Annotated in this window: 25 protein-coding genes; 8 read left to right on the plus strand and 17 right to left on the minus strand. The window is 62.3% G+C overall.

The genetic code is table 11. The features are described 5' to 3' along the window. Positions 1 to 154: 154 nt before the first annotated feature. Together V7R84_RS12085 and V7R84_RS12090 are read left to right on the plus strand one after the other, a co-directional pair. Positions 155 to 1033: an ABC transporter ATP-binding protein gene (locus tag V7R84_RS12085; protein ID WP_338569365.1), complete on the plus strand. Its 879-nt coding sequence runs from the start codon at positions 155 to 157 to the stop codon at positions 1031 to 1033. Then, on the plus strand, positions 1030 to 2139 hold the full coding sequence (locus V7R84_RS12090) for an ABC transporter permease (protein WP_338569369.1): 1110 nt from the start codon (positions 1030 to 1032) through the stop codon (positions 2137 to 2139). Before V7R84_RS12085 ends, V7R84_RS12090 begins: the two co-directional genes overlap by 4 nt. Positions 2140 to 2201: 62 nt before the next feature. Here V7R84_RS12090 and V7R84_RS12095 read toward each other — a convergent pair whose 3' ends face one another. Beyond that, positions 2202 to 2702, minus strand: coding sequence for a hypothetical protein (locus V7R84_RS12095; RefSeq protein ID WP_338569372.1), 501 nt, complete (start codon positions 2700 to 2702; stop codon positions 2202 to 2204). Between the two features lie 466 nt (positions 2703 to 3168). Between V7R84_RS12095 and V7R84_RS12100 the strand changes: the two genes are divergently transcribed. After that, positions 3169 to 4392 carry an MFS transporter gene (locus tag V7R84_RS12100; protein ID WP_338569373.1) on the plus strand — a complete coding sequence of 408 codons (1224 nt, stop codon included), beginning with the start codon at positions 3169 to 3171 and terminating at the stop codon, positions 4390 to 4392. Positions 4393 to 4489: 97 nt separating this feature from the next. On the opposite strand, the gene purB is transcribed toward V7R84_RS12100, so the two are convergent. Continuing rightward, the gene (purB, locus tag V7R84_RS12105; protein WP_338569375.1) at positions 4490 to 5920 is read right to left on the minus strand and encodes an adenylosuccinate lyase; all 1431 of its coding nucleotides are present in this window, start codon (positions 5918 to 5920) and stop codon (positions 4490 to 4492) included. 62 nt (positions 5921 to 5982) lie between these two features. After that, positions 5983 to 7209 (minus strand): phosphoribosylamine--glycine ligase, encoded by a 1227-nt coding sequence (gene purD, locus V7R84_RS12110; RefSeq protein ID WP_338569377.1) that lies wholly within the window; start codon positions 7207 to 7209, stop codon positions 5983 to 5985. Positions 7210 to 7391: 182 nt separating this feature from the next. On the opposite strand from purD, the gene V7R84_RS12115 reads away from it, so the two are divergent. The 3 genes from V7R84_RS12115 (at position 7392) to V7R84_RS12125 (ending at position 10818) form a co-directional block, all read left to right on the plus strand. Then, positions 7392 to 9134: a hypothetical protein gene (locus V7R84_RS12115; RefSeq protein WP_338569379.1), complete on the plus strand. Its 1743-nt coding sequence runs from the start codon at positions 7392 to 7394 to the stop codon at positions 9132 to 9134. 117 nt (positions 9135 to 9251) lie between these two features. Beyond that, positions 9252 to 10229: a hypothetical protein gene (locus V7R84_RS12120; protein ID WP_338569380.1), complete on the plus strand. Its 978-nt coding sequence runs from the start codon at positions 9252 to 9254 to the stop codon at positions 10227 to 10229. Positions 10230 to 10311: 82 nt separating this feature from the next. Then, on the plus strand, positions 10312 to 10818 hold the full coding sequence (locus tag V7R84_RS12125; RefSeq protein ID WP_338569382.1) for an EXLDI protein: 507 nt from the start codon (positions 10312 to 10314) through the stop codon (positions 10816 to 10818). 480 nt (positions 10819 to 11298) lie between these two features. Here the strand turns inward: V7R84_RS12125 and V7R84_RS12130 are convergent, their stop codons facing one another. The 4 genes from V7R84_RS12130 to V7R84_RS12145 form a co-directional block, all read right to left on the minus strand. After that, positions 11299 to 12267: an NAD-dependent epimerase/dehydratase family protein gene (locus V7R84_RS12130; RefSeq protein WP_338569384.1), complete on the minus strand. Its 969-nt coding sequence runs from the start codon at positions 12265 to 12267 to the stop codon at positions 11299 to 11301. Positions 12268 to 12324: 57 nt separating this feature from the next. Beyond that, the gene (locus V7R84_RS12135; protein WP_338569386.1) at positions 12325 to 12633 is read right to left on the minus strand and encodes a helix-turn-helix transcriptional regulator; all 309 of its coding nucleotides are present in this window, start codon (positions 12631 to 12633) and stop codon (positions 12325 to 12327) included. A gap of 403 nt (positions 12634 to 13036) precedes the next feature. Further along, positions 13037 to 14392, minus strand: coding sequence for an MATE family efflux transporter (locus V7R84_RS12140; protein ID WP_338569387.1), 1356 nt, complete (start codon positions 14390 to 14392; stop codon positions 13037 to 13039). A 337-nt stretch (positions 14393 to 14729) separates the two neighbouring features. Beyond that, positions 14730 to 14975 carry a hypothetical protein gene (locus V7R84_RS12145; protein WP_338569389.1) on the minus strand — a complete coding sequence of 82 codons (246 nt, stop codon included), beginning with the start codon at positions 14973 to 14975 and terminating at the stop codon, positions 14730 to 14732. Between the two features lie 182 nt (positions 14976 to 15157). On the opposite strand from V7R84_RS12145, the gene V7R84_RS15495 reads away from it, so the two are divergent. Beyond that, complete coding sequence (locus tag V7R84_RS15495) at positions 15158 to 15544, plus strand: IS3 family transposase (protein WP_412728058.1); 387 nt, start codon at positions 15158 to 15160, stop codon at positions 15542 to 15544. Between the two features lie 74 nt (positions 15545 to 15618). Here the strand turns inward: V7R84_RS15495 and V7R84_RS12150 are convergent, their stop codons facing one another. The 3 genes from V7R84_RS12150 to V7R84_RS15500 form a co-directional block, all read right to left on the minus strand. Further along, complete coding sequence (locus V7R84_RS12150; protein WP_338569391.1) at positions 15619 to 16557, minus strand: AraC family transcriptional regulator; 939 nt, start codon at positions 16555 to 16557, stop codon at positions 15619 to 15621. 800 nt (positions 16558 to 17357) lie between these two features. Then, positions 17358 to 17846 (minus strand): hypothetical protein, encoded by a 489-nt coding sequence (locus V7R84_RS12155; protein ID WP_338569392.1) that lies wholly within the window; start codon positions 17844 to 17846, stop codon positions 17358 to 17360. Positions 17847 to 18227: 381 nt separating this feature from the next. After that, positions 18228 to 18482, minus strand: a complete 255-nt coding sequence (locus V7R84_RS15500; protein ID WP_412728059.1) for a helix-turn-helix domain-containing protein — start codon at positions 18480 to 18482, stop codon at positions 18228 to 18230. 542 nt (positions 18483 to 19024) lie between these two features. Between V7R84_RS15500 and V7R84_RS12160 the strand changes: the two genes are divergently transcribed. Continuing rightward, positions 19025 to 19522 carry a DUF1772 domain-containing protein gene (locus tag V7R84_RS12160; protein ID WP_338569394.1) on the plus strand — a complete coding sequence of 166 codons (498 nt, stop codon included), beginning with the start codon at positions 19025 to 19027 and terminating at the stop codon, positions 19520 to 19522. 87 nt (positions 19523 to 19609) lie between these two features. Here V7R84_RS12160 and V7R84_RS12165 read toward each other — a convergent pair whose 3' ends face one another. From V7R84_RS12165 to V7R84_RS12195, 7 genes are all read right to left on the minus strand, one after another. After that, positions 19610 to 20365, minus strand: a complete 756-nt coding sequence (locus tag V7R84_RS12165; protein WP_338569397.1) for a thioesterase II family protein — start codon at positions 20363 to 20365, stop codon at positions 19610 to 19612. Then, on the minus strand, positions 20349 to 21056 hold the full coding sequence (locus tag V7R84_RS12170; RefSeq protein WP_338569399.1) for a hypothetical protein: 708 nt from the start codon (positions 21054 to 21056) through the stop codon (positions 20349 to 20351). The genes V7R84_RS12165 and V7R84_RS12170 overlap by 17 nt, the downstream gene beginning before the upstream one ends. Next, entirely contained in the window at positions 21053 to 21751 is a 699-nt protein-coding gene (locus V7R84_RS12175) for a hypothetical protein (RefSeq protein WP_338569401.1), read from the minus strand. The genes V7R84_RS12170 and V7R84_RS12175 overlap by 4 nt, the downstream gene beginning before the upstream one ends. Beyond that, on the minus strand, positions 21748 to 22845 hold the full coding sequence (locus tag V7R84_RS12180) for an acyl-CoA dehydrogenase family protein (protein WP_338569403.1): 1098 nt from the start codon (positions 22843 to 22845) through the stop codon (positions 21748 to 21750). Before V7R84_RS12180 ends, V7R84_RS12175 begins: the two co-directional genes overlap by 4 nt. A gap of 12 nt (positions 22846 to 22857) precedes the next feature. Next, on the minus strand, positions 22858 to 23232 hold the full coding sequence (locus V7R84_RS12185; protein ID WP_338569404.1) for an ectoine synthase: 375 nt from the start codon (positions 23230 to 23232) through the stop codon (positions 22858 to 22860). A gap of 61 nt (positions 23233 to 23293) precedes the next feature. Then, positions 23294 to 24109 carry a tryptophan synthase subunit alpha gene (gene trpA, locus V7R84_RS12190; RefSeq protein ID WP_338569405.1) on the minus strand — a complete coding sequence of 272 codons (816 nt, stop codon included), beginning with the start codon at positions 24107 to 24109 and terminating at the stop codon, positions 23294 to 23296. After that, positions 24106 to 25101, minus strand: a complete 996-nt coding sequence (locus V7R84_RS12195) for a hypothetical protein (RefSeq protein WP_338569408.1) — start codon at positions 25099 to 25101, stop codon at positions 24106 to 24108. The genes trpA and V7R84_RS12195 overlap by 4 nt, the downstream gene beginning before the upstream one ends. Positions 25102 to 25124: the final 23 nt, after the last annotated feature.

Below are 25124 nucleotides of genomic sequence, written 5' to 3' on the forward strand. Positions count from 1 at the left end.
GTCGAGCCGACACCAGCTCGCGACCGAACCACACGGCGGGTGTTCCCTCGCGAGAGCAGGCGGCTCACCATCCCGTATCCCCCGTGCGGGGGAGGACGGATTTCCCCCTGCCGCGGGAAGCGCCAACCGGGTCCCGATCCGTAGCGTTGAGGTCATGATCAGCGTACGGAACGTTCACCGGTTCTTCGGTGACAAGCATGTGTTGAACGATGTCTCCTTCGACATCAGGCCCGGCCTCATGACGGGTTTCGTCGGCGGCAACGGAGCCGGCAAGACCACGACCATGCGGATCATCCTGGGCGTGCTGGCGGCCAATGAGGGACAGGTCCTGGTCGACGGCCAGCCCATGAACGCCGATCAGCGCGCCACCATCGGCTACATGCCGGAGGAACGCGGCCTCTACCCCAAGATGAAGATCATCGACCAGCTCGTCTACCTGGCCCAGCTGCACGGCAGCGACGCCGCCGAGGCGCGCCGCTATGGCCTGGAGCTGCTGGAGCGTCTCCAGCTCAACGGCAAACCCACCGACACCCTGGAGTCGCTGTCGCTCGGCAATCAGCAGCGGGTGCAGATCGCCGCGGCCCTCATCCACCGGCCCAACGCGCTGGTTCTTGACGAACCGTTCTCCGGTCTCGACCCGGATTCGGTGGACATCACCGTCGACGTGCTCCGTGAGGTCGCAGCCACGGGCGCCCCCGTCTTGTTCTCCTCGCACCAGCTCGACGTGGTGGAGCGGCTCTGCGACCAGCTCGTGATCATCTCCCGGGGCGAGATCCGTGCCAACGGCACCCGCGCCGAACTCCAGGCCGCCAACGCCGGAAACGAGTGGGATCTCGAGACGAGCACCGACACCGGCTGGGTGCGCGACCTCGTCCCGGTGGTCGAATTCGACGGCGGCTACGTCCGGTTCCAGGCACCCGACGAGGAGACCGCCAACCGCGTCCTGGCCGCTGCCCTGGAACGCGGCACCGTCCACACATTCGGGCGCGTGACCCGCAGCCTGCACGAGATCTACAAGGAGATGGCCCAGTGAACACCCAGACCCCCGCCCGTCCGAGCTTCTGGAGCACCGTCGGTATCGTCGCCAAACGAGAAATCGTGGTGCGGTGCATGTCGAAATCGTTCATCATTTCGACCCTCATCATCTTGGCCATCATGTTCTTCGCCGTCGTTTTCACCCCCCAGCTCGGGAAACTCATGAGCGGTGGCACCACCACGGTCGCCGCCACTGCCGACCTTGCCCCAAAGCTCAGCAACCTGCCACACACCACAGTGATCGAGGTCGCGGACCAGGACGCGGCGCGCAACGCCGTGCTCTCCGAGGAAGCGAACGCCGCCGTGGTTCCGGACGCATCAAACCCGCTGGGAATCGAGGTGTTGGCGCTGCGGGACGCCCCGGCCAGCCTGCTCTCGTCTCTGTCGGTGTCCCCGAACGTTCAACTGCTCGATCCCAACACGCCGCATCCCACCCTTCGCTATTTCCTGGGACTTGGTTTCGGCATGGTGTGGTTGATGGCGGTCGTACTTTTCGGCATGGGTATTGCCAACTCGGTGGTCGAGGAGAAACAGACGCGCATCGTCGAGATCCTGCTGGCCAGCGTCTCCTCGAAGGCACTGCTCACCGGGAAGATCATCGGCAACTCCGCCGCGGCACTCGCGCAGATCCTCGCCATCGCGGCCACCGTCATCGGGGGACTGGCGATCAACGGCAGCGTCCTGCCGGTGGCGGACATGGTGTGGCCCATCGTGTGGTTCGTCGTCTTGTTCATGTTCGGCTTCGTCATGATCGCGGCCCTGTACGCGGCGACCGCCGCGCTGGTCTCCCGCACTGAGGACCTCAACACCGCGCTGCAACCCCTCAGCTGGCTCGTGATGCTGCCTTATTTCGGCATCATCGTCGGCAACAGCAATCCCCTGGCCATGACGGTGATGAGCTACATCCCGTTCTCCGCCCCGGTCGCCGTTCCGGTACGCATCTTCCTCGGCCAAAGCGCCGGCTGGGAGCCGTTCGCCTCACTGGCCCTGCTCATCCTCACCACCGTCGCAGCGGTCTGGCTCGCGGCCCGGATCTACGACCGCGGCCTGCTTCGCACCGGCAAACCCCTGAAGTGGCGAGAGGCCCTCACCGCCGCCTCGTGACCTTCCCGAAAGATAAGGGGCTGTCGGCCGGACACAACCCGGTCGACAGCCCCGTTGCCGTGTCAGCGCCGTACCACCCAGAACATTGCCCCGGTCAGGCCGATAAGAAGAAACACCCCCAGGAAGATCCCGAACACGATCAGGGTGGCGCGCGCAAAGTTCTGTTTGGCACGCGAGAAACTCGACGAGCACGCCATCACCAGAACCGTGACGATATTCACCACGGGGAGAGACATGAGGAGCACAACCCCGACCCAGCTTGCCACGCTGTCACGGCTCGGATCTTCCCAGCGTTGGGACGAGAACTCGCCCGCGGCAGGGGGAGCGTAGGGGTCATACCCGGACGATGACTGCCCGGGGGCATACAGGTACTGGTTGAGGGCGGCTGTCTCGTCTGTCGGGTAGGGCTGCCCTGTCACGACACCACACTCTCCGGTTGGAACGCCCACCGGAGGGGTCGGTTCACCCACCTGACCGGTCGAGTTGCTGACGCCAAAGTCGGGGACATCGCCGCCCAAGGGATCTCGTCCACTTGGGTCGGTGTTCTGGGGAGGCTGACTCATGGTGCTCCTCTGAAGCTCTGATGGTCCTGGAATGCTAACCCCTCCAGGGGCATAGTCGTGGCGGAATCCAAGAATTGCGAGCCGAACCCACGGGGGTGTTCTTCCGGTTGCAACCGGGTGGGACAGCATCCTAGGAAATCGACACCATCCCGCAGCCACGTCGCAGGCCCGTTGGGGAAACCATCCCGTGTTCGGGCCATACTGGTGTTGCGCATGGCAGTAGCAATGTGAAGTGAGCTCGGCAGCCTTAGCAATGTGAAGTGAGCTCGGCAGCCTTCCGGACGGTCGCGAGCCGGGCTTCGCGTTTCACGGTGACGGTTCCTCGAAACCCGAACGAAGTCCACCAGGAATGGAGGCAAACCGAGACAGCAGCCTCAACCACAATTCAGGTTTTCACCACCCCCACACAACCTATAGCAGTCCGGCTTGAAGAGGACGTGAACATGCTGAGAGCATCGGAGCCTTCGTGAGGAACCTTGAATACCGCAAGCTGTGGGTCGGGAATGCAGCATCCAATCTCAGCGATGGACTGGTATTCATCGCCATGCCCCTGATTGCTACTACGCTGAGCAAAGACCCGTTTGTCATCTCCGGCCTGACTGTTGCCTACACGGTTCCCCGAATCGGTGTGGTGCTCGGTATCGGCGTCATGATCGACCGTTATGATCGCCGTCATCTGCTGTACGTGGCGAATCTCTTGCGATTCCTCGCCTACGGTGCTCTCGCCATCCTGTTGGTCAAAGGTGCCGTGAATCTACCCCTTCTCTACGTCATCTACGCCGCAGTGGCGCTGGTCGAGACCATATCCGACACTGCAGTGTTCTCTGTGCTCCCTTCAATCATTCCGGCCAAAGAACTCGATCGAGTGAATTCGCAGATCACCGGCACTCAGCTCGTCATTGATGAATTCGTTGGGCCCCCGTTGGGAGGTTTCCTGTTCGCGGTGACCGCCGCATTACCCATTGGGGCTAGTTCCTTTGCCTGCGGCGTCGCATCCCTGGCCTTCTTCCTCCTACGGGGACCGTACCGAGGCAGTGAGGCCGGTGCGGAACGTACATCCATCTGGAACGATCTGAGTACGGGCCTGGCGTGGCTCCACACAAACGAGATCGTTGCTGGTCTGGTCGCGATCAGCGGGCTAGCGAGCGTCGCCTACAGCCTGCCGTTTTCGTTCCTCGTTGTTTTCGCTCAACGCGTCCTCAGGCTGGATAGCGGAGGCTACGGACTCATGATGTCTTTCTCGGCGTTGGGCGGGCTCCTGGGGAGCTTCGTTTCGCCGCGGCTCCGTCAGCGATTCGGGTACGGCACCAGCATCGTCCTGGCTCTGTTTCTGGGGGCTGTCTCGATCACCATCTGCGGAGCCACTTCGAACACCTTCGTTGCAGCAATAGCGATGGCCGCGTACATCTGTCATGCGGTGATCTGGAGTGTGCTCGCAGGCTCGGTTCGACAGAAGATCATTCCGCAGGACCTGTTGGGACGAATCGGGTCTGCGGGACGGCTGCTGAGCTACCTTGGCTTTGCGACCGGGGCGGCTGCGGGCGGGTGGATGGCTGCAACACTGGATCTGCGGGTCCCGTTCTACCTGTCTGGGCTGTGTTTCCTGGGCTGCGTAGCGATTTCGGTTCGTCTCTACGGCGCGATTCGCGCCTGGGAGAGTGCTCAAGACGAGACGGCCGTCACGGAATGAAACTTATTCACAGGCGACGCGTCGATCGGTAAAACCCATAGTCAGAGCGCGGTTGAGGGTGACTGTGGATGGGCCTTTTGAACGCGGAGTTCTTTCTCTACAGCACGGCCCCCGGACGATAGGCGGCCGCCTCCGGGTGGGTCGCCGTGATCTTCGCGACCTCCTCCGCTATCCGCCCCACCTGCGCCTCGGCGGTGCCTGCCAGGTCGAGGGGATCGGTGACAAGAGCGCCCAGTTCGTCACGAGTCAGCCTGAGGCGGGGGTCGGCGGCGAGGCGGTCGAGGAGGTCGTTGGTCCTCATGCCGTGGCGCATCTCCAGTGCGACGGCGACCGCGTGTTCCTTGATGGCCTCGTGGGCTTCCTCGCGACCCACTCCCCTGCGCACCGCCGCCATCAGCACCTTCGTGGTGGTCAGGAAGGGCAGGTAGCGATCCAGTTCGGCGGCGATCACCTCGGGGAAAGCCCCGAAGTCGGCGAGCACGGTGAGGAAAGTCTCAAACAGCCCGTCGAGCGCAAAGAACGCGTCGGGCAGCGCCACCCGCCGCACCACCGAGCAGGAGACATCGCCCTCGTTCCACTGGTCCCCGGCCAGCTCACCGATCATGGAGACGTAGCCGCGCAGGATCACCGACAGCCCGTTGACGCGCTCGCAGGAGCGGGTGTTCATCTTGTGGGGCATGGCGGAGCTGCCGACCTGTCCCTCCTTGAACCCCTCCGTGACCAATTCGAGACCCGCCATCAGGCGGATGGTGGTGGCCACGTTCGACGGGGCCGCGGAGGTCTGCGCCAAGGCGGTGACGACGTCGTAGTCAAGGCTACGCGGATACACCTGTCCCGTGGAGGTGAGAACGGCCTCGAAACCCAGCTCGGAGGTGACCCGGCGTTCCAGCTCGGCCAGCCTGCCTGCGTCGCCACCGAGGAGGTCGAGCATGTCCTGGGCGGTTCCGACCGGCCCCTTGATCCCGCGCGCCGGGTAGCGGGCGATGAGCTCCTCCAGTCTCCGGTACGCCACCAGCAGCTCGTCGGCGGCGGTGGCGAACCGTTTGCCCAGGGTGGTGATCTGGGCCGCGACATTGTGGGAACGACCGGTCAGCGGCTGCTCGGCCCATGCGACGGCCAGCCGGGCTAGTTGCGCCAGGGCGGCGACGGCGCGGTCGCGGATCACGCACAGCGAGGACAGGACCTGGTATTGCTCGATGTTCTCGGTGAGGTCGCGCGAGGTCATGCCCTTGTGGACGTGTTCGTGGCCGGCGAGGGCGTTGAACTCCTCGATCCGGGCCTTGACGTCGTGGCGGGTGACGCGTTCGCGGGCCGCGATGGATTCGAGGTTCACCTCGCCTGTGACCGCCTCGTAGGCGGCGATCACCTCGTCGGGATCGCCCCCCCCGAAGTCGACACCCAGGTCACGTTGGGCGCGCAGCACCGCCAGCCAGAGCCGGCGCTCGGCAACCACCTTTGCCTCGGGCGCCCAGATGTCGCGCATCTGCGCGGAGGCGTAACGGGTGGCCAGCACATTGGGGACGCTCATGCGGGCAACTCTATTGTCTCCACCGCACTTTCTCCCGAATTCCCGGAGGGCCTGCGGGCTCCTCAGTGTGGGATGCCGATGTCGGTGCGGTGGAAGCCGTCGGGGAAGTTCACCCGCGACAGGTGGTCGTAGGCGCGGTCGCGGGCCTGGTCGAGGTCCTCTCCCAGCCCGACGATCCCCAGCACCCGCCCCCCGGATGCGACGAGTCTCCCCTCGATCGTTATTGTCCCGGCGTGCACCGTCCATGCGCGGTCGGTGTCGGCGGGCAGCTCGATGCATCCTCCCCCAACCGGGATGCCGGGGTAGCCCCGCGCCGCCTCGACGACCACCACGGCGGCGCCGTCGCGCCACCGCAGCGGCGGCAGGCCGGCCAGTTCGCCGCGGGCCGCGGCGCGCAGCACACCGGCGAGGGGGGTCTCTAGCAACGCCAGGACGGCCTGGGTCTCGGGATCGCCGAACCGGACGTTGAACTCCACCACCCGCACCCCGCGACCGGTCAAGGCCAGTCCCGCGTACAGCAGTCCGGTGAAGGGCGTGCCGCGGCCCCTCATCTCGGTCAGTGTCGGGACGATCACTCGGGTCATGACCTCCTCGACAAGCCCGTCCGGGGCCCACGGCAGTGGACAGTAGGCCCCCATGCCGCCGGTGTTGGGGCCGGCATCGCCGTCGCCGACGCGTTTGAAGTCCTGGGCGGGCAGCAGCGGCACCGCGGTGGCGCCGTCACAGATCGCGAACAACGACACCTCCGGCCCGTCGAGGAACTCCTCGATCACCACCTTCCCGCAGGCCTCGGCGTGCGCCAGGGCGGCGGCACGATCGGGGGTGACGACGACCCCCTTGCCAGCCGCCAGGCCGTCGTTCTTGACGACATACGGCGGACCGTAGGCGTCGAGGGCGGCAGCGACCTCATCAGGTGTCGCGCACACGCGGGCATCGGCGGTTGGCACCCCGGCGGCTCGCATCACCTCCTTGGCGAAGGCCTTGGAGCCCTCCAGTTCGGCGGCTGCCGCGGACGGACCGAAGCAATCGATGCCTGCCTCCTGGACGGCGTCGGCCACCCCCGCCACCAGGGGCGCCTCAGCTCCCACGACCACCAGATCGCCCCCGATCCGCCGGGCCAGTGCGACAACGGCTGCGGGATCGGAGGGATCGACGGCGTGCAGGGTTCCGATCCCGGCCAGTCCCGGATTCCCGGGGGCGGCGTGCAACTGGACGGAGGGATCGGCGACGAGAGCGCGGCCCAGGGCGTGCTCACGCCCCCCAGAGCCGAGGAGCAAAACAGTGGTCACGCCCCGAGCTTAGATCCTGCCCCATGGGTCGCGGCACACCGGCTCTTCCGATGCGTCACGCCCGGATGTGTGGATCGCAGCAGCCAGTCCTGTCGGGCGATTGGCCGACAGCAAACCTCCTGGGTCATGCCAAAGTCTCGATTAACCTGTATCTATCGGCGTGCAGAGGCGTGAGGAGCCAGATGAGCATCCATTCAGGATCACCTGCCCATCTCGCCATGCACGCAGACATCACTCATGAGGAGGAAGCGACGCTTCCCGCCCGCTCGGGCGTGCAGGCGTGGCTGCAGGAACTGGCCGAGAACGAGCTCGCCATGGACCGCATTAGCCCTCGTGAACTGACCCAGCGAATCATGCAGGACGCCTTCGGGCGATACTCGCTGCCTCCCCGGGTCGCGGGGATGCTGGCCGCCAGCCATCTGCTGCGCGACGCGGACCCGCAGGACCGGCAGGGCATCCGGCAGCTCGCCACCGCCTGGTTCACGTCCATGCCTCCGAGCGCCGTCGACGAATCCACATGGTTCGTCCGGCAGGCCGTCCGACGCCCCCAGACTCCGCACCTGACGCTCGCGGGACACACCAGCGATGTCCTCGAACTCTCCCGCTGCAACGCCCGGGATGGCCGTCCCCTGCTCGTCTCCGAGAGCGAGGACGCCACCACACGCATGTGGGATCCCAGTACCGGCGAGGAGACCAGCGAGCCCGTCGACTCGCCACTGTCGGGCATCCCCACCAGACGTGAGGCCACGTTCACCGACGCCTACGGTCGGACCCTGTTGGCCACCCCGGACGGGAACAACGTCCAGATCACGGATCGCACGACCGGCGAGGAGGTCGGGGTGCCGCTGCGCGGCCACGATTCCGAGGTGACGGATGTCTTTTCCTTCTACGGTCCCGCCGGGCGTCCATTGCTGGCTTCCGCCTCCCGCGACCACACCATCAGGGTCTGGGATCCGGCCTCCAAGTCGCGCCCGGCGGCGAGATTCGTCGAACAACTGGACGAGATGCAGGTGATCACCTGGTTCACGGCTAGCGACGGTTCGCCGCGGGTCGGTACCATCGGACACCCCTACGACGACGTCCTCCAGATCTGGGAGCCCGACACGGGCCAGTGGGTCGGGGCGTTGAACGCCTGTCCCGGCCAGCTCTGGGCGGAGACGTGCAGCGCCCGGTTCACCACCCAGCAAGGCAACCAGATGCTCGCTGTCGCGGAACAAGAATCCCTGCGATTCTGGGATCTCGATTCGGGACAGCTCGTCGGCGATTCCCTGAACGGACACACCGCACGCATCAACGACATCCTGGCCTGGACCACACCTTTCGGGGACATCCGGCTGGCCACGGCCAGCAGCGACGGCAGCATCCGGCTCTGGGATCCGGTCCGGGGCACTCAGGTTGGTCGGTCGCTGACGGGGCACGCCGGACCGGTCAGGGCCTTGAGCACCTTCACCACCCGTCACGGCGACGCCTGGCTGGCCTCCGTCGGCGACGACGGCGCCATCCGCGTCTGGGATCCCGACGTGGGCCGACAGATCGGCAGGCCCCTGCAGGGACCGTCCTGCCCGATGACCCGCGTGGTCGCCTTCTCCGCCGCGAACGGCGAACCCCGGCTGGTGACCACCGGGGACGACTACATCGTCCGCGTCTGGGATCCGGGCAACGGTCGGCAACTGGGACGTCTCAGCAGCGGCGAGGAGAACCTCTGCGACGTCGTCCTGGTGGGGACGAACCGGGAGGGGCGCACCCGCTTGGTCACGTCAGGACTCGACCGCTCCATCAGGTTCTGGGACATCGCGACGGGCAGGATGACCTACGCCATGCACGCCCTGGACTACACCGAAACCATCATGTCGCTGCGTTACGGCGACCTGGCCGTGAGCCTCAACGACGGCTGGGCGCTGCTGCGGCTGCCGCTGGGGGTGTGAGCTCCGCCTCCGGTTTGTCGATGACGCCGGGTACTGTTCAGGCCATGAGCAACCTGAATGCCTGCTCCGGAGAACGCCGGATGACATGCGACGTCACGATTCCGGAAGGCTGATCGGATGCGTCGGATCCCGAGGAAGATCGTTGCCGCCACCACCGTGGGTGTGTTGGCACTGGCCAGGCTTAGGAATGCCCGCAGACGCGGTGCCGTCAGGTCGATCGCGACCTTCACCACCGCGGACGGGAAACCGCGGGTGGCAACGCTCGGTCGCGGTCGTTTCGTCCGCATCTGGGACGCCGATTCGGGACGCCGGCTGCGAAGGCTGCCGATGAGCGGCGCCTCCGTTCACCTGGCCACCTTCGTATCGAGCACCGGAAGTCCCCGACTCGCGGTGCTCACCGCCGATCAGGAGATCCACATCTGGAATCCGGTCGCGGGAGACCGGATCGGTGAGCTACGGGTCGCGGAAGCAGACATGGGATCACGGCTGGTGGCGTGGAACACCACGTCGGGTCACCCCCGGATCGCAGTCACCTGTGGTGATGCCGGTATCCGCATCATCGATCCCGAGGCCGGGGCACAGGACGGGCTCGTGCTCATGGGCCACGAGGTCGCGGTCGTCGACCTCGTCACCTGGTTCACCCCCGGAGGTCAGCCACGGCTCGCATCCAGCGGCGATGGCGTCACCTTGTTGTGGGACCCGGAAACCGGTCACAACCTGGGGCAGTTGACCGGGCCTGACGAATGGTTGAACAGCATCACCGCCCACACCTCCCCGGAGCGGACGCTGTTGGTGGTGATCGACGAGGAGGGCGGTTACACGCTGTGGGATCCGCAGGCCGAACAGAAAGTGGCTTCCTATCGACTTCCCTCAGGGCTTGAACCCGGTCTCGGGATATCGTTGCCCGGGCTGCGGATTGCCACGGGGCACGGTGACGGCACGGTTCGGGTGACGGACCCCGCTACGGGCGATCAGCTCCACGAGACCCGCTTCAGACGACCGGTCCGGGCGATCGCTTCCCTTCCCGATGGGATGGTGGTCGGCCTAGACGACGGGTGGCGAATGGTGCGGCTCCCCGAGAGCGAGGCGGCCTGATCCTCGGCTCCGCCGGTCGGTGAGCCTCCACGTTTGGCTCAACCCTGCAATTAGTGAGTATACGTATGCATATACTCATCTCATGCCACGACGAACGATCTACGTCTCGGAGAACGATCAAGAGCTCTTCGAGCGTGCCGCACAGGAACCCGGGGGCCTGTCCCCCACCGTCGCCATCGCCCTGAACGAATACATGGCCAGGGCGGTGCTGCGCAACGAGGGGATGGAGGTCATCGACCTGACCATCGATGACAACGGCGTCAGCCACAAGGTCCGTTTCACCGGTCGGAAGCTGCTTCGTCTGGAGGAGAAGGTCGCCAACGGGGTCCGTGTCCGGTTCGCCTACCTCACCAAACAGAACCGCTACGCCATCCACGAGAAGATCATCGCCGATCCAGCCGACTGGGAGGGGCAGGGAGAACGCCTCTGGTGTGACCCCCTCACATGGACCCACAGTTTCTGGATCCGCAGCGACCGCACCCTGGAGGTCTACGACACACTCGACCAGCTGCGCGAGAAAGACCCGGACCTGGCCGACCGGGTCGCCGCCGCCCAGAAGACCCCACCCCTCGAGGAACTCGACATCTAGCATGTCGCACCGTTGAGTGGTTTCTGGTTTTGCGGGGTGGAGCAGGACCTGAATTGCCTGAGTTGACGCTCACAGATGATTGAGCGTGCTCAGCTGCGTCGCCGTGAGTCCGCACAGAATCTCGCGTTTCATTCCTGGGCAGTATTGGAATACGCGCCGAGTTTTCCAGGCCGATACCGTCGCACCCTTCGATGCACCACGGGGCGAAACCTAAACCGCACATAACGACGCAGGCCAACAACCATGAGAAGCACCCCGATATACCGAACCGCTCACTCCTTGGCGCCAGATGTGGATCACCGGTCATAACAAACCCAGCTGCAGCCCAGCGAGCCCGACCGGATCTGAGTTCTGCACTCAACTGTGAAGAGTCGTCAACGCCTAGCACTCACCATGGAAGCTGAATTCCATGCTCGAACGTGGATACTCCCAGCGCAGGGCTCCCGGCTTGGAGGATAGGCCTGCCGGTCTCAGCTCTGCCTAGCTGATGAGGTTGCGGAGCTCTCGTTCCTCATCATCGCTGAGGCCGGCCTGTCTCACGTCCTGACGGCTCTCCTCGTAACGCTGTGCAGCTGCAAGAGTCTCTTCCACGCGTCTGGTGGAGAAACCCTGCAGCTTCGCTTTACTGCAGTCGAGGATGCTCATGTATCGAAGCGCGGGGTCAGGAATCCAGAGCGGAAGGGAACGCGGCCCCATCCAAGGTCGGACCCCGTGCTTCAGGAGCATCGTGTCATCAACAACACGAGCCTGTGCGGAGCTTCCTGTGATGGCTACGCAGTGAGCATAAACCTCACCAAGCGTTGTGGCCTCTCCCCCGATATTGAACGTTCCACAGATTTTGTTCACCACACAGTGAACAATCCAGCCGGCGAGGTCTGCCACATCCAAGATCGCCGTCGGCTGGGTGGCGTCGGGGACCAGGACATCATTCCCTGTGGGATGAGCAAACCGCCAAGGGTAGTAGCCGGATCGTCCAGTCCAATCGCCGTTGCCACCAATCAGACCGGGACGGATGATCGTGAGCGCTTTGTGGTGGTCTCGGTACGCTTCTTCACACGCCACCTTTGCCGGCCCATACTGACTCATGTCTCCCATGACTTCGGCCTCAAGAGCATCGTGGACCTCGGCCATTTCCGTCGTCGCTGTCGCATCGAAGTGGGTGTAGGCACTCCCCGAGGAGACATAAACCCAGTGCTTGGCAGTCAGTCGCTGGGCTGCACGTCGTGCATGACTGGGTTGAGTAGCCACATCGATTACCGCACCCCAGTCTCGTCCAGCAACCGGCTCCAGCGAATCGGGCTGGTCTCGATCCGCTTTGATGAGCACTGCACCGGCAGGAACTTGACCAGAACCTCGCGCCACGCACGTGACCGAGTGCCCAGCAGTCATTAGTTGGCACGCAACCTCGCGCCCTAGGAAACCAGTACCGCCGAGCAAGAGAATGTCCATGGCACAACTGTTGCAGCTGCGCTACTACACATGCAGTTCATTCTGCTGTGAGCAGCTTCAAGTCATGAGCTGCGCACCCGAGTCCGCCACAACCTGTTCCAAGGCATCTGCTGCTTGTCGTGCAAGCTCCGGAACCTCGAGCCCCATCGCTCCGGTGATTGCGTGCAGCATCTCCGACGAGGGATCTTTCAACCCACGTTCGACCTCTGACAGGTACTGTGGAGAGAGCCCAGCTCGCCTTGCCACATCAGCGAGACGCTCACCATGCTTGACACGCTGACCTCGGATCACCTCCCCGACGGCTTCACGCCACAGGCCACCGCCTTGCACCCGAGTTACCGCTCTCAGCGAAAACACAACGCCCATGGCTCCAAGCTACTAAAGCAGTCCTACCAATACTTGGATGGAAGATAGCGAGGCACCGCCGACTGGCGATGCCGAAAACGATCCTGCAAAGCGGCGTGGTTGTCATCTCGCGAGTCTCATAGCCAAGTAGAAACACGGCCCAGGCGCGAGCACATTCCTAGCCCGAGGCTCCACGCTGCGAGGCGCCACCCTTATCTCCCGGGTAGTCACCGAAACCGCCACTGCTTTCACGGTAAGCCCAGATGAGCAAACCCGAGGGCCGTGGTCGGGGGCGCGGGTGAAGGTCTCACAGGATCGGTGGTACAACACTCACCGATCGTCTTCCCAGAAGGAACAGATTCACTCAAGGACACCGCTCTGGAGGCCCTCGGCACCGCGCCCCACGCTCTCATTGGTTCTGGGGCTACACCTGCGGCAACGACATTGGACGGTTGGTCAGGTGGTTGAGGCGCCATGTGAACGCGCTGCCGAGCACGATGGTCGGAATCACCGCGAGAGCAAACGCCCAGAAGGCGGAGCGCAGGACGAAAATACCGAGGGCGGCGAACCCTATGTTTCCAAGCCAGGTGGTCAGCGTCGACGTCCACGACATGAAACCCCCGTCTTCGAGCACTGACAGCAGTTCCCCGTTGAGCCCTTCGAAGAAGTAGGGCACGACGACGATGAAGAAGGCAGCCACCATGATCATGCCGGTCTGGATATCGAGGTTCCCGGCGGTCAAGATCCAGATCAGGGCCGGCGACAGTGCGAGGAAGACCACGACGGCCACTGCCATGGGGATGGCGGAGTAGATGGCGATGCGTCGACGAACCTCGCGCGCGACCGCCCCGCCGCTTTCGCTGACGTAGCCGTAGAACACGAAAGCAGCTCCGAAACAGGCCTGCGGTACCCGACAGAACAGGGTCCAGATGGTGGATGCCACAGTACTTGCAGCCACCCATGTGACTCCGAGCGTGCCAGCCATGACGAACGGAATAGTGTTTCCTGCGTAGTCATTGAGATGCCGCACCCCAACCCCGGCGCCCCGGGCCGCCAAGGTGCGGATCTGCTCCCACACGTTGGCTGCAGAAGGGGGCACGAATTCCCGAACAGCCAGGTGACGCCGCAGCAGGATGCCGCCGATGATCGTCATGCCAAACTGGGCGACGAGAGTGGCTATGGCCACTGCCACTGTGACGGCTCCGGCCAGGGTGCCAGGAATGACATACAGGAAGATGGCGTTCAGCGCGGCGTTCATACCGAGACCCACCGCATACACTGCGAGGCTGCCAGTACGCGCCCCAACGATCTTCAATGCCTCCCGAACACCTGCCAACGCGGCGACGAGAGTGACCCCCAGCAGCCGCACGGCGGCGTACTGACGGGCAGCATCCGCGAGTGCGTGGTCAGAGACAACCAGCGGCAGCACGACCCACACAGCAGCAGCGACAACCACGGCCAGGAGTTCCATCAGCCCGACGACGACAATATAAGCGCGCAGAAGCTCCGGGAACACCCGATCGGACTGCCCAGCTCCCTCCGCACGAGCCAGCCGCGCAGTGAACACGTCGATGAAACCAACGAAGAATGCCAGGAGCAGCGACACCACAGACTCCCCAAGGCCAACCGCGGCGACCGGCACCAGCCCGAATGGGGCCACCATCGCGGTGTCGATGACACTGAACCCGACCGAGAGCAGCCCCAGACCGAGCATCATCAGACCGAAGGAGGCGAACGAACGCGGGGTCAGCTTGGTGTGCTCTCCGGGCCCCTCGCTCATGCGACCAGCTTTGAGCAATCGCGGAGCGACGCACTACCGATATCGAGCATTCCTTCAACTCCTTGATTGGCGTGGAGCCTTGAATCTAGCTCTTCACACCACATTGTGGGGAACGCCTGTTGTGACAAGCCACGTGCGGGCTGCATCAACGAGGTGAGCGGACACCGCGTCATGGCCATCCGCACCCAGGACGCCCAGCACCATGCCCTGATGGAGCAGGACCTGCACAGCAGCGCAGCGGCCACGAGCCGGTGTGCAGCCCACTTGTCCCCCGCCTCACGAAGTGATCTGCGGATCCCAGGACCTCCTGCAACACCACCGCGTGGAAGTCATAGTGTCATTCTTCGCCCGAGACTTCCACCGACACCGGATCCTTCAACACGTAGTGGAACCCACGTCCCTTCCGGTGGGCCCACGCAGGCTGTACCACCCCGACTCGTTCCAGCTTCTGGATCAACGGGACCGCTCCAGCCGCCGATATTCCGAGGATCGATCCCAGCTCCGTCGTAGACAACCTACCCCTCGACTGCACGTAGCTACGCGCCACGGCCTGCCGATCGCGCCCCGGCATGGCGAGTTTCACCCGCTCATACAGGGAAGTCAGTCCCTCCCGTGCCAGCTGGAACCTCGCCTCGACTCTCCACGCGGAGGTGCTCCCACTGCACACGTTCAACACTCAGGAATCACTCAACGAGCTGGTCCATCACACGGATCACGGGTCGAATCACCTCTCGATTGTGTAAACAGATCAGACCGTCGAGCTCAGTGCAAAACCCTCGACGAGAACCATCAGCGGACCCGCATGCCAATGCCCTCACTGAGGCGGTAAACAGACTCTACAAAACCGAGCTGATCCACCGACATGGCCCGCAGAAGACGACCGAGCAGATCGAGCTGGCAACACTCGAATACGTGCGGTGGTGGAACAAAACCCGCCCCCGCCAAAGGCTCGGCCACCACATCCCGACCAAGGCCGAAACAACCTACTACCCCGGTCGCAAATCAACCCAACCAGCACTCGCTGAACAAGAAACCAAGCAGGAACGAAACCCAAGGCGATTCAGTCACACTCCTGCCCGGTCCGACCCTCCGGAACCACCATGGTCCCGGAGAGGATCGACCCGTCGGTGTCAGGACAGCACCGTTAACTAATCGGCAAGTCAGGCTCGCCCCAAAACCACAACATCATCTTCATGATTAACCGGATACCCCTCTTTTGGAAGTTATTAGGGGGCGTGCGACGCGGCGCGGAAATCACGGGGACTAAGTCCGTATCGATTCTTGAATGCGGAGGAGAAGCTGAAAGGGCTAGCATACCCCACCTGGTGGGCAATGGCGGACAAATTGGCATCACTGCGGATCAGGAGATCGGCGGCCAACCCCAACCGCCACTGGGTCACGTAGGTCATGGGAGAGACACCAAGAGTGGCGTTGAAGCGTCTCGTTAGGGAGGCCCGGGAGACACCTGCTACAGCCGCAAGCGACTCTACCGCCCAGTCGTGTGAGGGGTCCGCATGAACCGCTTCCGTGGCTCTGCGAACCACGTCGTCCCGGGGGGCGGAGAGGAGACTGGCATGATCCTGTGCCCCGGTGTCTATCCAGGCACGCAGTGTAGTGACCAACAGGACGTCCAGAAGCCTGTCCAGGACGCTGGACTGTGCAAACCCGTCGTGGGCGGTCTCGCGGGTCAACAGACTGACCAGCTCCGGGATAGGGGAGCTCACCAGAAACCATGGCGGCAGTGACTGCAGCATCAGTCGCCCCAGCTCGGAGTGGTGCCGATAGGTGCCCACCAACAGTTGATCTTCACCCTGTGGATCATTGCCCCAGGTACGGACCCCGGCATTCAGCTCTTCCGATAGATCACGGCCATCTGGACCTGAGCAGACTTGCCCTGCCCCGATCCTGGTGAAAACACCACCGTTGTCCTGGTCCGAACTCAGGGTGTAGGTCGTAGGAGAGCGCACTACAAGGACTTCACCGGCCTCGAACCAACGCGAGCGTGATCCGTTTGCAGTGAGCCACGCCCCGCCGCTGAGCACAGCGACGATGGACAGCGGCGCCTTATCTTCTACTGACAACGACCAGGGACGCCCCATGACCACGTGCAGCAGGAACGCGTCGCGAGCGCGAGGCTGCGCCAAGAAGTCCTCCAGCAGGTCCATGCGCCTAAGTCTAGGTATGGCATCGGGGCACGTTGGTCGAGTCGGTTCAATTAATCTGCTCGAGGTATGGATCGGGGAAATCTCCCGTGGTGAAATGGAACTATCAGGGAACCAGCCCCACAACGAGAGATTTTCCGGAGCCCCACGCCACCTAAGCCAACACTGTCCCCACGCCCCGAACCCGCTCGGCTGATCGTCGAGGGGCAACTGACCTATCCACGCCACACTCCAATCCGCCAGGCGGAGAGGAACCACGGTTTGCGTATTCGCCTCAGATCGAGGTCCTGTCGAGATTACCGATCACCTCCCCATGGCTACACCCGCCATCCGTGTCGCAGCCACTTCGTTACCGATTGAACCGACTCACCCACCTTGTCCGGATCACCTGCGAACCCTTCCACCACCTGCGAACGTAACCTGGTTGGCGAGCTGCTCTGTCACGCGTCAGATTTAGTGGCAGGATCGTTATGCAGATTCTGGGGGAGAGACCGACAGGGGGGAAGGCCGCCAGTGATTCTGGTGGAGAAGGAGACAAGGATCGCGTCGAGTACCCTGACCGCGAGATGACGATCACTGAGGCTGCCCGGCGAGAGAAGCTCAATGAGCAGTCGATCGGGCGACAGAAGACCGATTTCCTTGAAGCGGGAAGGACCGGGTTGACTGCCGGAAATTCTGGGCCCTCGAAGAGGGAGCAGCAGGTGGAGGCCAAGGCTTGCCATGATCATCGTCCCAAGGGCCCGTGGCCGTAACCGGCCCGTGAGGCTGCCCGGGATCTGGTGATCGGTCATGCGTTGGCCAGGTCAACGTGGGGCATCACAAGGTCTGGGTGTTGACCCGGCATGATGGGCACCTAGTGGCGTTGAGGTGAGTTTACGTTTGCGGTCGATTTTGGCGAGGATTTCTTCTGAGGTTTTGGTCCAGACAAACGGGTATTTCCGGTTGTCCCACCCGTTGACGAATTCGCGGATTTTGCCGATCAACTCACGGACTGAAACAAAGGTACCGCCTCGGATGATCTGACGCTCGAAAATGCCGAACCAAACCTCGACCAGATTCAACCATAACCCCAACATCAGAGCGAAGCGAATCCTGATACGCGAGTTCGCTGTAAACCAATAACAGACCTCAACTCGCTTGTACGCGACGTAGTTGTCCACCACCAAGTGGAATTCCCGTCCCAGGTAAGCACGAGCCACATACTTGAGGAAACCCAGGAACTCTTGATGGCGGTACCGGTCCTCAAAGAACCCGGCCACCTTCCCGGTGACGATCTCTAGAGCAGCGAACAAGATGCTGGCGCCATGGCGAACGTAGCCGTGACTACGTCACTCGTTATGACCAGATTCCATCGCACACACCTTCTGGATGCGATCCAACTCCTGGGCCTCGGAATTCTCATCGACACACAACACGACCACGTCAACCGGCGAATACAAATACAGACCTACAACATCGGCAACCTTAACCTCCAGTTCCGAGACGATGGAGAACTTAAACGTGTCAGCCTCCCACGGCCGAACCCCTGTACTTCTTCCAGGCCTTGGTGACCTCGGACTTGTATACCCCCAAGCGGACAGCCAACAACCAACTCGACCGGTAAGTCACCCCCACACTTCAGGAGGAGGCCTAGGCGCTGCGATGACGATCGCCGCATCATCAACCACCGTCGATCAGCCCGGACACGGGATATCAACCAGCCCCTCCAGACCGTATTCCAGATAGCGACCCCACCACAGATTCACCGTCGGCCGAGACACCCCCACCAACTCAGAGACCAACACATTCACAACTCCTCGGGAGACCAATAACACGATCCTCGCCCACTGCACTACCCCCACCGTTGCGACACTCGAACGCACCACCTTCTCAAGTATCACTTGGTCACCATCACGAAACAGCAGGACCAGCACTGGCTTGCTCGCCATGACCCATTACCCCACCAAACCATAAAGCTATTCAAACGCCACACCACTAGGGTGGCGGGCGAGCATGTCGCGCTTCTGTGGGGTTGAAGCATGTCCGCACCAGGGTCACAGCCCCGGGCAGAACGAGTCACGCGAACGTGGGTTCGAGGCGCTGGCCTACGAGCGGTTGTTCCCCAGCGAGATCCCTGACGCACTCACCTTGGCCTTTGAAGAAGAAATCCCTGCCACCTACTTGACACGGAACAACTACAGGCAACTTCGCAAGATCGCCCGGACCGGTGTCGCATGGTCTTCACAAGCGACGTTAGGCCCAAACAGGAGAGTGCCGTGGGCACCCTGCATCAGCCGACCGCAACGCCAGCAATTTCACTTCCGCGCTCAACGCATCCAGCGGCTGTCCGAGTCGACATCGCATGGAAGTGAGTCGCCAGCCCATGGAGCTGTGGACGCCCCACCGATGGAATGGAAGTGACCAAAATAGCGATCGCAGAAGCGGCACCCATGGTCTCGGTGGTCACACCGGTTTTCGAAAGAGAGAAGTAATGTCACTAATCAACATTGTGTCCGCATGCGGTGCGGTCGGTTCCGCCATTGTGGGGGGTATCTACACCAACTTCTCGGCTAGGGTGATGCCTCGGTTGGGTTCGCTGCCAGACGTTGAGGCGATTGAGACCATGCAGCAATTCAACCGCGATGCCCTGCAACTGCCGTTCACGACCTTCTTCTTCGGAACAGCGGTCGCCAGCGTGTGGAGCCTGGTGCACAGCTTGTGCAAGGGGGATCGGACTGTTGGAGACCAGGTATCCGCTGTAGGAGGCGTTCTATATTTAGCGGGCTGGGTACTGACCATCGTCTACAACGTTCCGCGCAACAACCGCTTGGACGCCGTGGTGGCGGGGACTGCTGAGGCATCCCAAGTCTGGCACATGTACCTGAATGAATGGACCTCTGCAAACAGCGTGCGAGCTGTTCTTTCGCTTTTGGGTGCTGTGGGGCTGGGCGTTGGAACTGCCATGAATGTCTTCTCCAACTCGCGGTGACCGGCTAACCGGTACGGTCAGAGCTATCGGCGCGATCAGAGCAGACGAGAAGTTGTTTTCCTTTGCGGCGGCTCCGTCTTTACCTGATCACTTACCCGATAAACGATGCAGGCTGAGCAGCTTTTGTAGACCTGCTCCAACCAGTTCGCCCTGTTCCTGAGGAAAGTTGTGAAACCCTTGGAAGACCCGGGTGTGGAAACCGGCACCTGCATGCATCGCCCAGTGGGGGGCACACTCCAAGGGAGCCACCAAGTCTTGGTCAGCATGCCAAGCGTGCAGAGGAACGGTCAAGCGCGTCACATCAGTTGGTCGTGGCGAGTACCCGCAGACCAAACGGATGTCCCTCCTCAGGGTGGGGATGAACAGGGCCCCGGCGTGGCTGTCCACAAGATCTTGCGCAGCAGCTCCCATAGCCACCATCACATTCAGGAACGCCGCATCGTCCAGGGACAGCAACGGCTGGAACAGCTGTGCGGTTCCTTGCATGGGCGGACGGCTGCCCATGACGACCACGGCACAAGGCATTCGATCTCCCGCGACCTGTCGAGCAGCCGCTGCCTCCACGGCTAGCAAACCCCCCAGGCTGTGTCCTGCCAGAACGTACGGTGTCTGAGGCAGCTGCTCAGACACAACCTGTGCGACCTGGCGTAGACGACCTCCCTCTTCAGGCGGAGGAACGGGACCGGAGCTTTCGAGATCACACAGGATGCGACGCACATTCGGCACCATGATGCGCGTAGCCCGATCAAGATGAGGCCTCCAAGGGCGGACCACGCTGGCAGAGCCACCTGCCGGAGGCAGAGCAACCAAGGTATCTACGCTCAGCTCAGTCATGAATTCCATTCCCTGCCCTGATGCTGCCAATATCAGACCATACGTCCAGTTGAACGGCGTCCAGAAGAGCAGTGCCAACTAAGAGACCGCGGTACCCCCAGGAAAGCACCTTCCGAGCATCTTCCGGGGTGTCAATGCCGCTGGCACTAACCGGGAGCGCACAGCCAGTTTCCAACACTGCGGACAAGAGACGTCGGCTGCGATCAAGATCAGCAGCCTCCCGCTCCTGGGTACGAATGTCCTTGTTGTTGACGGCCACGATTGATTGCTGAGCCACGTGACGGACAGCAGCGATCTCCTTAGCTGAGACCACCTCGATGAACGGCGTCAACCCACACTCTAAGGCCTCCCTAGCAAGTCGCAGCAAGGCTTCCGAGGGCAGTAGTTGGGCAGTAAGGAGAACAGCGTCCCCGCCGAGTTCAACTGTTTGCTCCAGCTGGGACCTTCTGGTGATGAAATCCTTGCGCAGGATGGGCAGATCAGTGCGGGAGCGAACATCGGCCACTAACTGTGGGGTCCCCCCGAACCACTTGCCGGTGACTACGGAGATGCAGGGCGCCTGAGCTTGCTCGTAGGCATTCACGATCTCACTCAAAGACCTCCCACCGAGAAGGTCGACACCATCGGCGCTCCGCGGCTTGACCTCCATTATCAGAGGAAGGGCCGCCTCATGCAGTGCATCATGGAAACGCGTGCTCACGAAACCGCCGCCGGGTCTGTCATGGTCCAGGCCGCCACGAGGTCACTGACTCGATCCGAGCAAATCGTACCGTCAGAGCCACGGGCACCAGAATCCACGTCAATTCCACGGAACAACGAGAGCGCCCGCACTTGCAGTTGCTCCGGGCTGGGCTTCCCATCTAGTCCCCCAGCCAGCAAGAAGGGATGGTCCGCCTGGAAGACAGCCGCATTGATGGTGGCGGGTTTCAATGCTTCCCCGGTGCTTCCCACGCGGTCATGTTGCATCGCGTCTAGGAGGAACATGTTCGCCCCCGCTCTTCGATGGGCTGCAGCGAACCGCAAGTCCGGTGACGTGCCGTCTGGGTTAACGTGCAGAGCCTTGATTATCACCGCGCTGTCTCCAAGCATGTCGCGCAAAGCGCTGACCACCAGGGGGCCTTGAAATGCGTGCAACTGGATCCAGTCGATGTCCGCCGTTGAAGCGACTTTGGCGATCTCTGATGGATCGGCCGAAAATGTCACGAGCACCGGAATCAGGCCTTCCGACCTGGCCTGCCTCGCAAGACCCCCCATTTCCTTGGAAGTGAGTTCATGTTCGGCACCGGCCAGGTGCCACCAGAGTCCCACATGAGTGCCACCACCTTGAGCGATCGCGACAACTTCCGAGGACGTGGTGGCACCACAGACCTTCACCACGTTCTTCCCTTCGCTCATCGAAGCCCCATTACCGAGGCAATTCGATTGAGCTGGATCTCATTCGTTCCCGAGTAAATCGAACCTGCCAGCGAGTTGCGAACGTCACGTTCAAGGCCAAAGGATTTCAGATACCCGCGGCCACCGAAAACCTGGACGGCATCCTGCGCAGTCCGTTGATGGGCACGGGACGCAATGACTTTGGCGATCGAGACGTCGAGTGTGGCTGAGCGGCCGCTGTCCACCGTTTGAGCGGCCCGGATGAGCCACATGCGCGCAGTATCCACCTGGATGCGCATCTCCGCCAACCTATGGGACACCGCTTGTTGGGCAGAAATTGGCTGCCCGAACTGTTGCCGGTCTCGTGCCCAACTGACACACCGTTGGACCCTTCGCTCCATCTCGCCCACGTTGAACATGAAAGAAAAGATGATCTCTCGTTGCATCACGTGGTCGAGCACCAAGAACCCACCACCCACGCGACCGATCAGGGCGTCTGCTCCCAATCGGCAGCCGTCCAGTACGAGCGTGGTGACCGGTGACGCCTCCAGTCCCATGGTCTCCAAGGGCGGTCCTGGCGTGAGCCCCGCCGTGTCCGCAGGGACCAGGAATGCGCTCAGCCCAAGGGGTGAGGCACGATTCGAGGTTCGGGCGTAGACGACATACACGTCCGCCAGCCCGCCATTGGTGACGAATGTCTTGGAGCCGGTGAGTACCCAGCTTTCTCCATCTCGAACGGCTTGAGTGGACATGTTGAGCGCATCCGAGCCGACCAGCTCTTCGGTTATTGCGTGGGCCCCAATCACATCCCCAGATACCAAGCCCGGCAGCCATTGCATCTGCTGCCTCTCGGTACCAAAGTCGCTCAGCGCAACTCCTGTGGAGGCCATGGAAGTGACTGCGGAAAAAGCCAATCCGGCGTCCGTCCCCAACAACCCAAGCTCTTCCAGTTTCAGGCTCGTGGACTCTACGTTCAACCCGCCTCCTCCATGACGGCGAGCCACATGAGCACCGGTGTAGCCGGCTTCCGCGATCTCTCGCAGCGTGCCCGGACCGGAGACGTCTGGAAGAATGGTCGAGGCGTCCGTAACCGCACTTTCTACCACGGGAATCATCACCTCTCTTTCTCAGTATCCCGAGTAGCCGTCATTGCTGAGCACGTGAGCTTCCGTGCCCTGGATGGCAGGACAAAATACAGAAACGAGAATCAAGTCCTCATTCTCACCACCACACAGCACGTGAGCATCATGCTGGTCCAGCACGTAGACCGTTCCCGGGGTGATGTCATGCACGGTGCCGTCGGGTTCACGGACAGAGCCAGATCCCCCGATGCAGTAGCAAGCCTCTAGGTGATTCAGGTATTGCAATTTTGACTCGGTGCCGGCACGTACAACAGTGTGGGCCAGCGCGAACCCCATGGCGTCGGCGGCATTGATCAGCCGATCACTGGTACCGGCTCCCCATTCGACTGTGTTGACCTCGGACCTGTGACGAGTGAACATGACTGTACTCCTTTCGGGTATGACCGATGTGTTATTTCAGTAGGTTTAGGTGAAGAAAGAATTAGATGGGTGATGATGATCCAGTGCCTGTCAGCTCGGCCAGAAATTCACGGAAGCGAGGCAGAAGCCGGCCCTCAGCCAAGCCCTCCTCCACGGCCAGGACAGCGGCAGAGCCAATGATCGCGACATCCGCACCGGTCTGACCGACCTGTTCCACCTCACGGCGGCTGGAGACACCAAATCCGATGGCTATCGGCGCGTCGCCGTGCCGCCGAATCTCTGTGACGGTGTCCGTCAACCCCGTCACATCCAGTTCGGCTGTACTTCCAGAACGCCCGAATCGAGAGACCAGATAGACATAGGACGTGGCTTCTCGGGCGGCTTGGGCCAGCACTGAAGGGGAAGAATGCCTGTGATAGCAGGTGGTGACGATGGGCATCCCGACCGAGTGCGCGACTGAGATGGTGTTTGCTCGCTCCTTCGGCGGCATGCCGTGCAGAAGAATGCCGTCCGCCCCGGCGGCGGCAGCAGCAGCCAGCGTAGGTTCCAGCCCCCGCGGCCTGACGGTCCATGCCCAGTCGAGCAGAAGCACCAGTCGGGTCTGCCGAAGCTGAGGGCTGACCGTCCGCACGATACCGAGTGCGGATTCCAGGTCTGCACCGGCTTGCAGAGCACGGTTCGCAGAACGGCGGATAGTGGGCCCGTCGGTCGGGGAGTCTGGGAAAGGAACAGCCAATTCCACAGCGGCAATGCCGAATTCGTCACATGCCAGCAGCAGATCGATCAGTTCCTCACCTGGCGGATCGCCTACATGAAGGAAGAGGATGATACCTACCTCATCACCGGAAGCCCGGCGAGGTAGTGCCCGAGGTGTCATTTTTTCACCTCCATCAGCTTGGGCCACGCGGAAGAGACGGACTCCAGAAGGACAACGGCGGAGCCGCTATGGATCACATCGATTGCCAAGGCGACCCCTTCCTTCAACGTGGCGCACTCGCCAGCAGCCATCAGACCCGCCCCTGCGTTCAGCGCTACGGTGTGGGTGGCCGTGTGGTTGAGCTGCCCTGTAAGAACCTCACATAGGTGGTGGAGCGCTGCCTCAGGTTGAGCGGCGGGCAGCAGGTCTTCCGGAGAACCGCCCGCAGGAACCACATCTCCCGGTTCGATGACTTTCGGGGCTGACCGCGGGGCACGGAGCCGAGAGGTGGTGAAGCTGATCAACTCATCTGCTCCGAAACGACTCTCACAAATCCACAGGGAACGGCTTTCTTCGAGGTCGGCCCATGCCGCCGCACAGTCGAAGGGAAGACGTGACGAGACGCCAGTCAGCTGGCTGCTAACCGGGACATCCGCTACGAATGGCCCCAACGAGTTGAAGAGCCGACCGAAGTGGCTGAGCCCCAAAGGCAGAATCGCCCGTGCCACCCGAACGAAAACAGAGGGATAGACTCCGATGCTCGCGAAGGAGAGCGGCCCCTTGCCTAGGTCGTCAAGGATTTCCCGGGCACTGTGCTGGAGATCCACCCCCAAGGTTCCTAGGAGGTCCAGGGCTCCCCTGCTCGAGGAATAGGACCTGGATCCGGTCTTGACGGTCGGGACTTTCAGGGCGGCGACCACCAGCGCGGCCGCCGTAGAGATGTTAAATGTGGAAGGTCCGCCTCCAGTGCCAACGATGTTCAGAGCTGTCGTCTGCTGCTTTTCAGTCAGACCTGGAGGAACCAAGCTACCGACCAGCGCTACGAAGGTCTCGGGGGTGGGCATGCGGTTTGCCGTTGCTGCAAGCACAGCAGCAATCTCCACTCCCTCCACACGATGTTCTCGAACGTCATCCCAGAAGGCTTTCCAGGTCATCACGTCTGTGGGGGGCATGGCAAGAATCGATGCCACTCTCT

The organism is Arachnia propionica (genome assembly GCF_037055325.1).
Lineage (GTDB): Bacteria > Actinomycetota > Actinomycetes > Propionibacteriales > Propionibacteriaceae > Arachnia.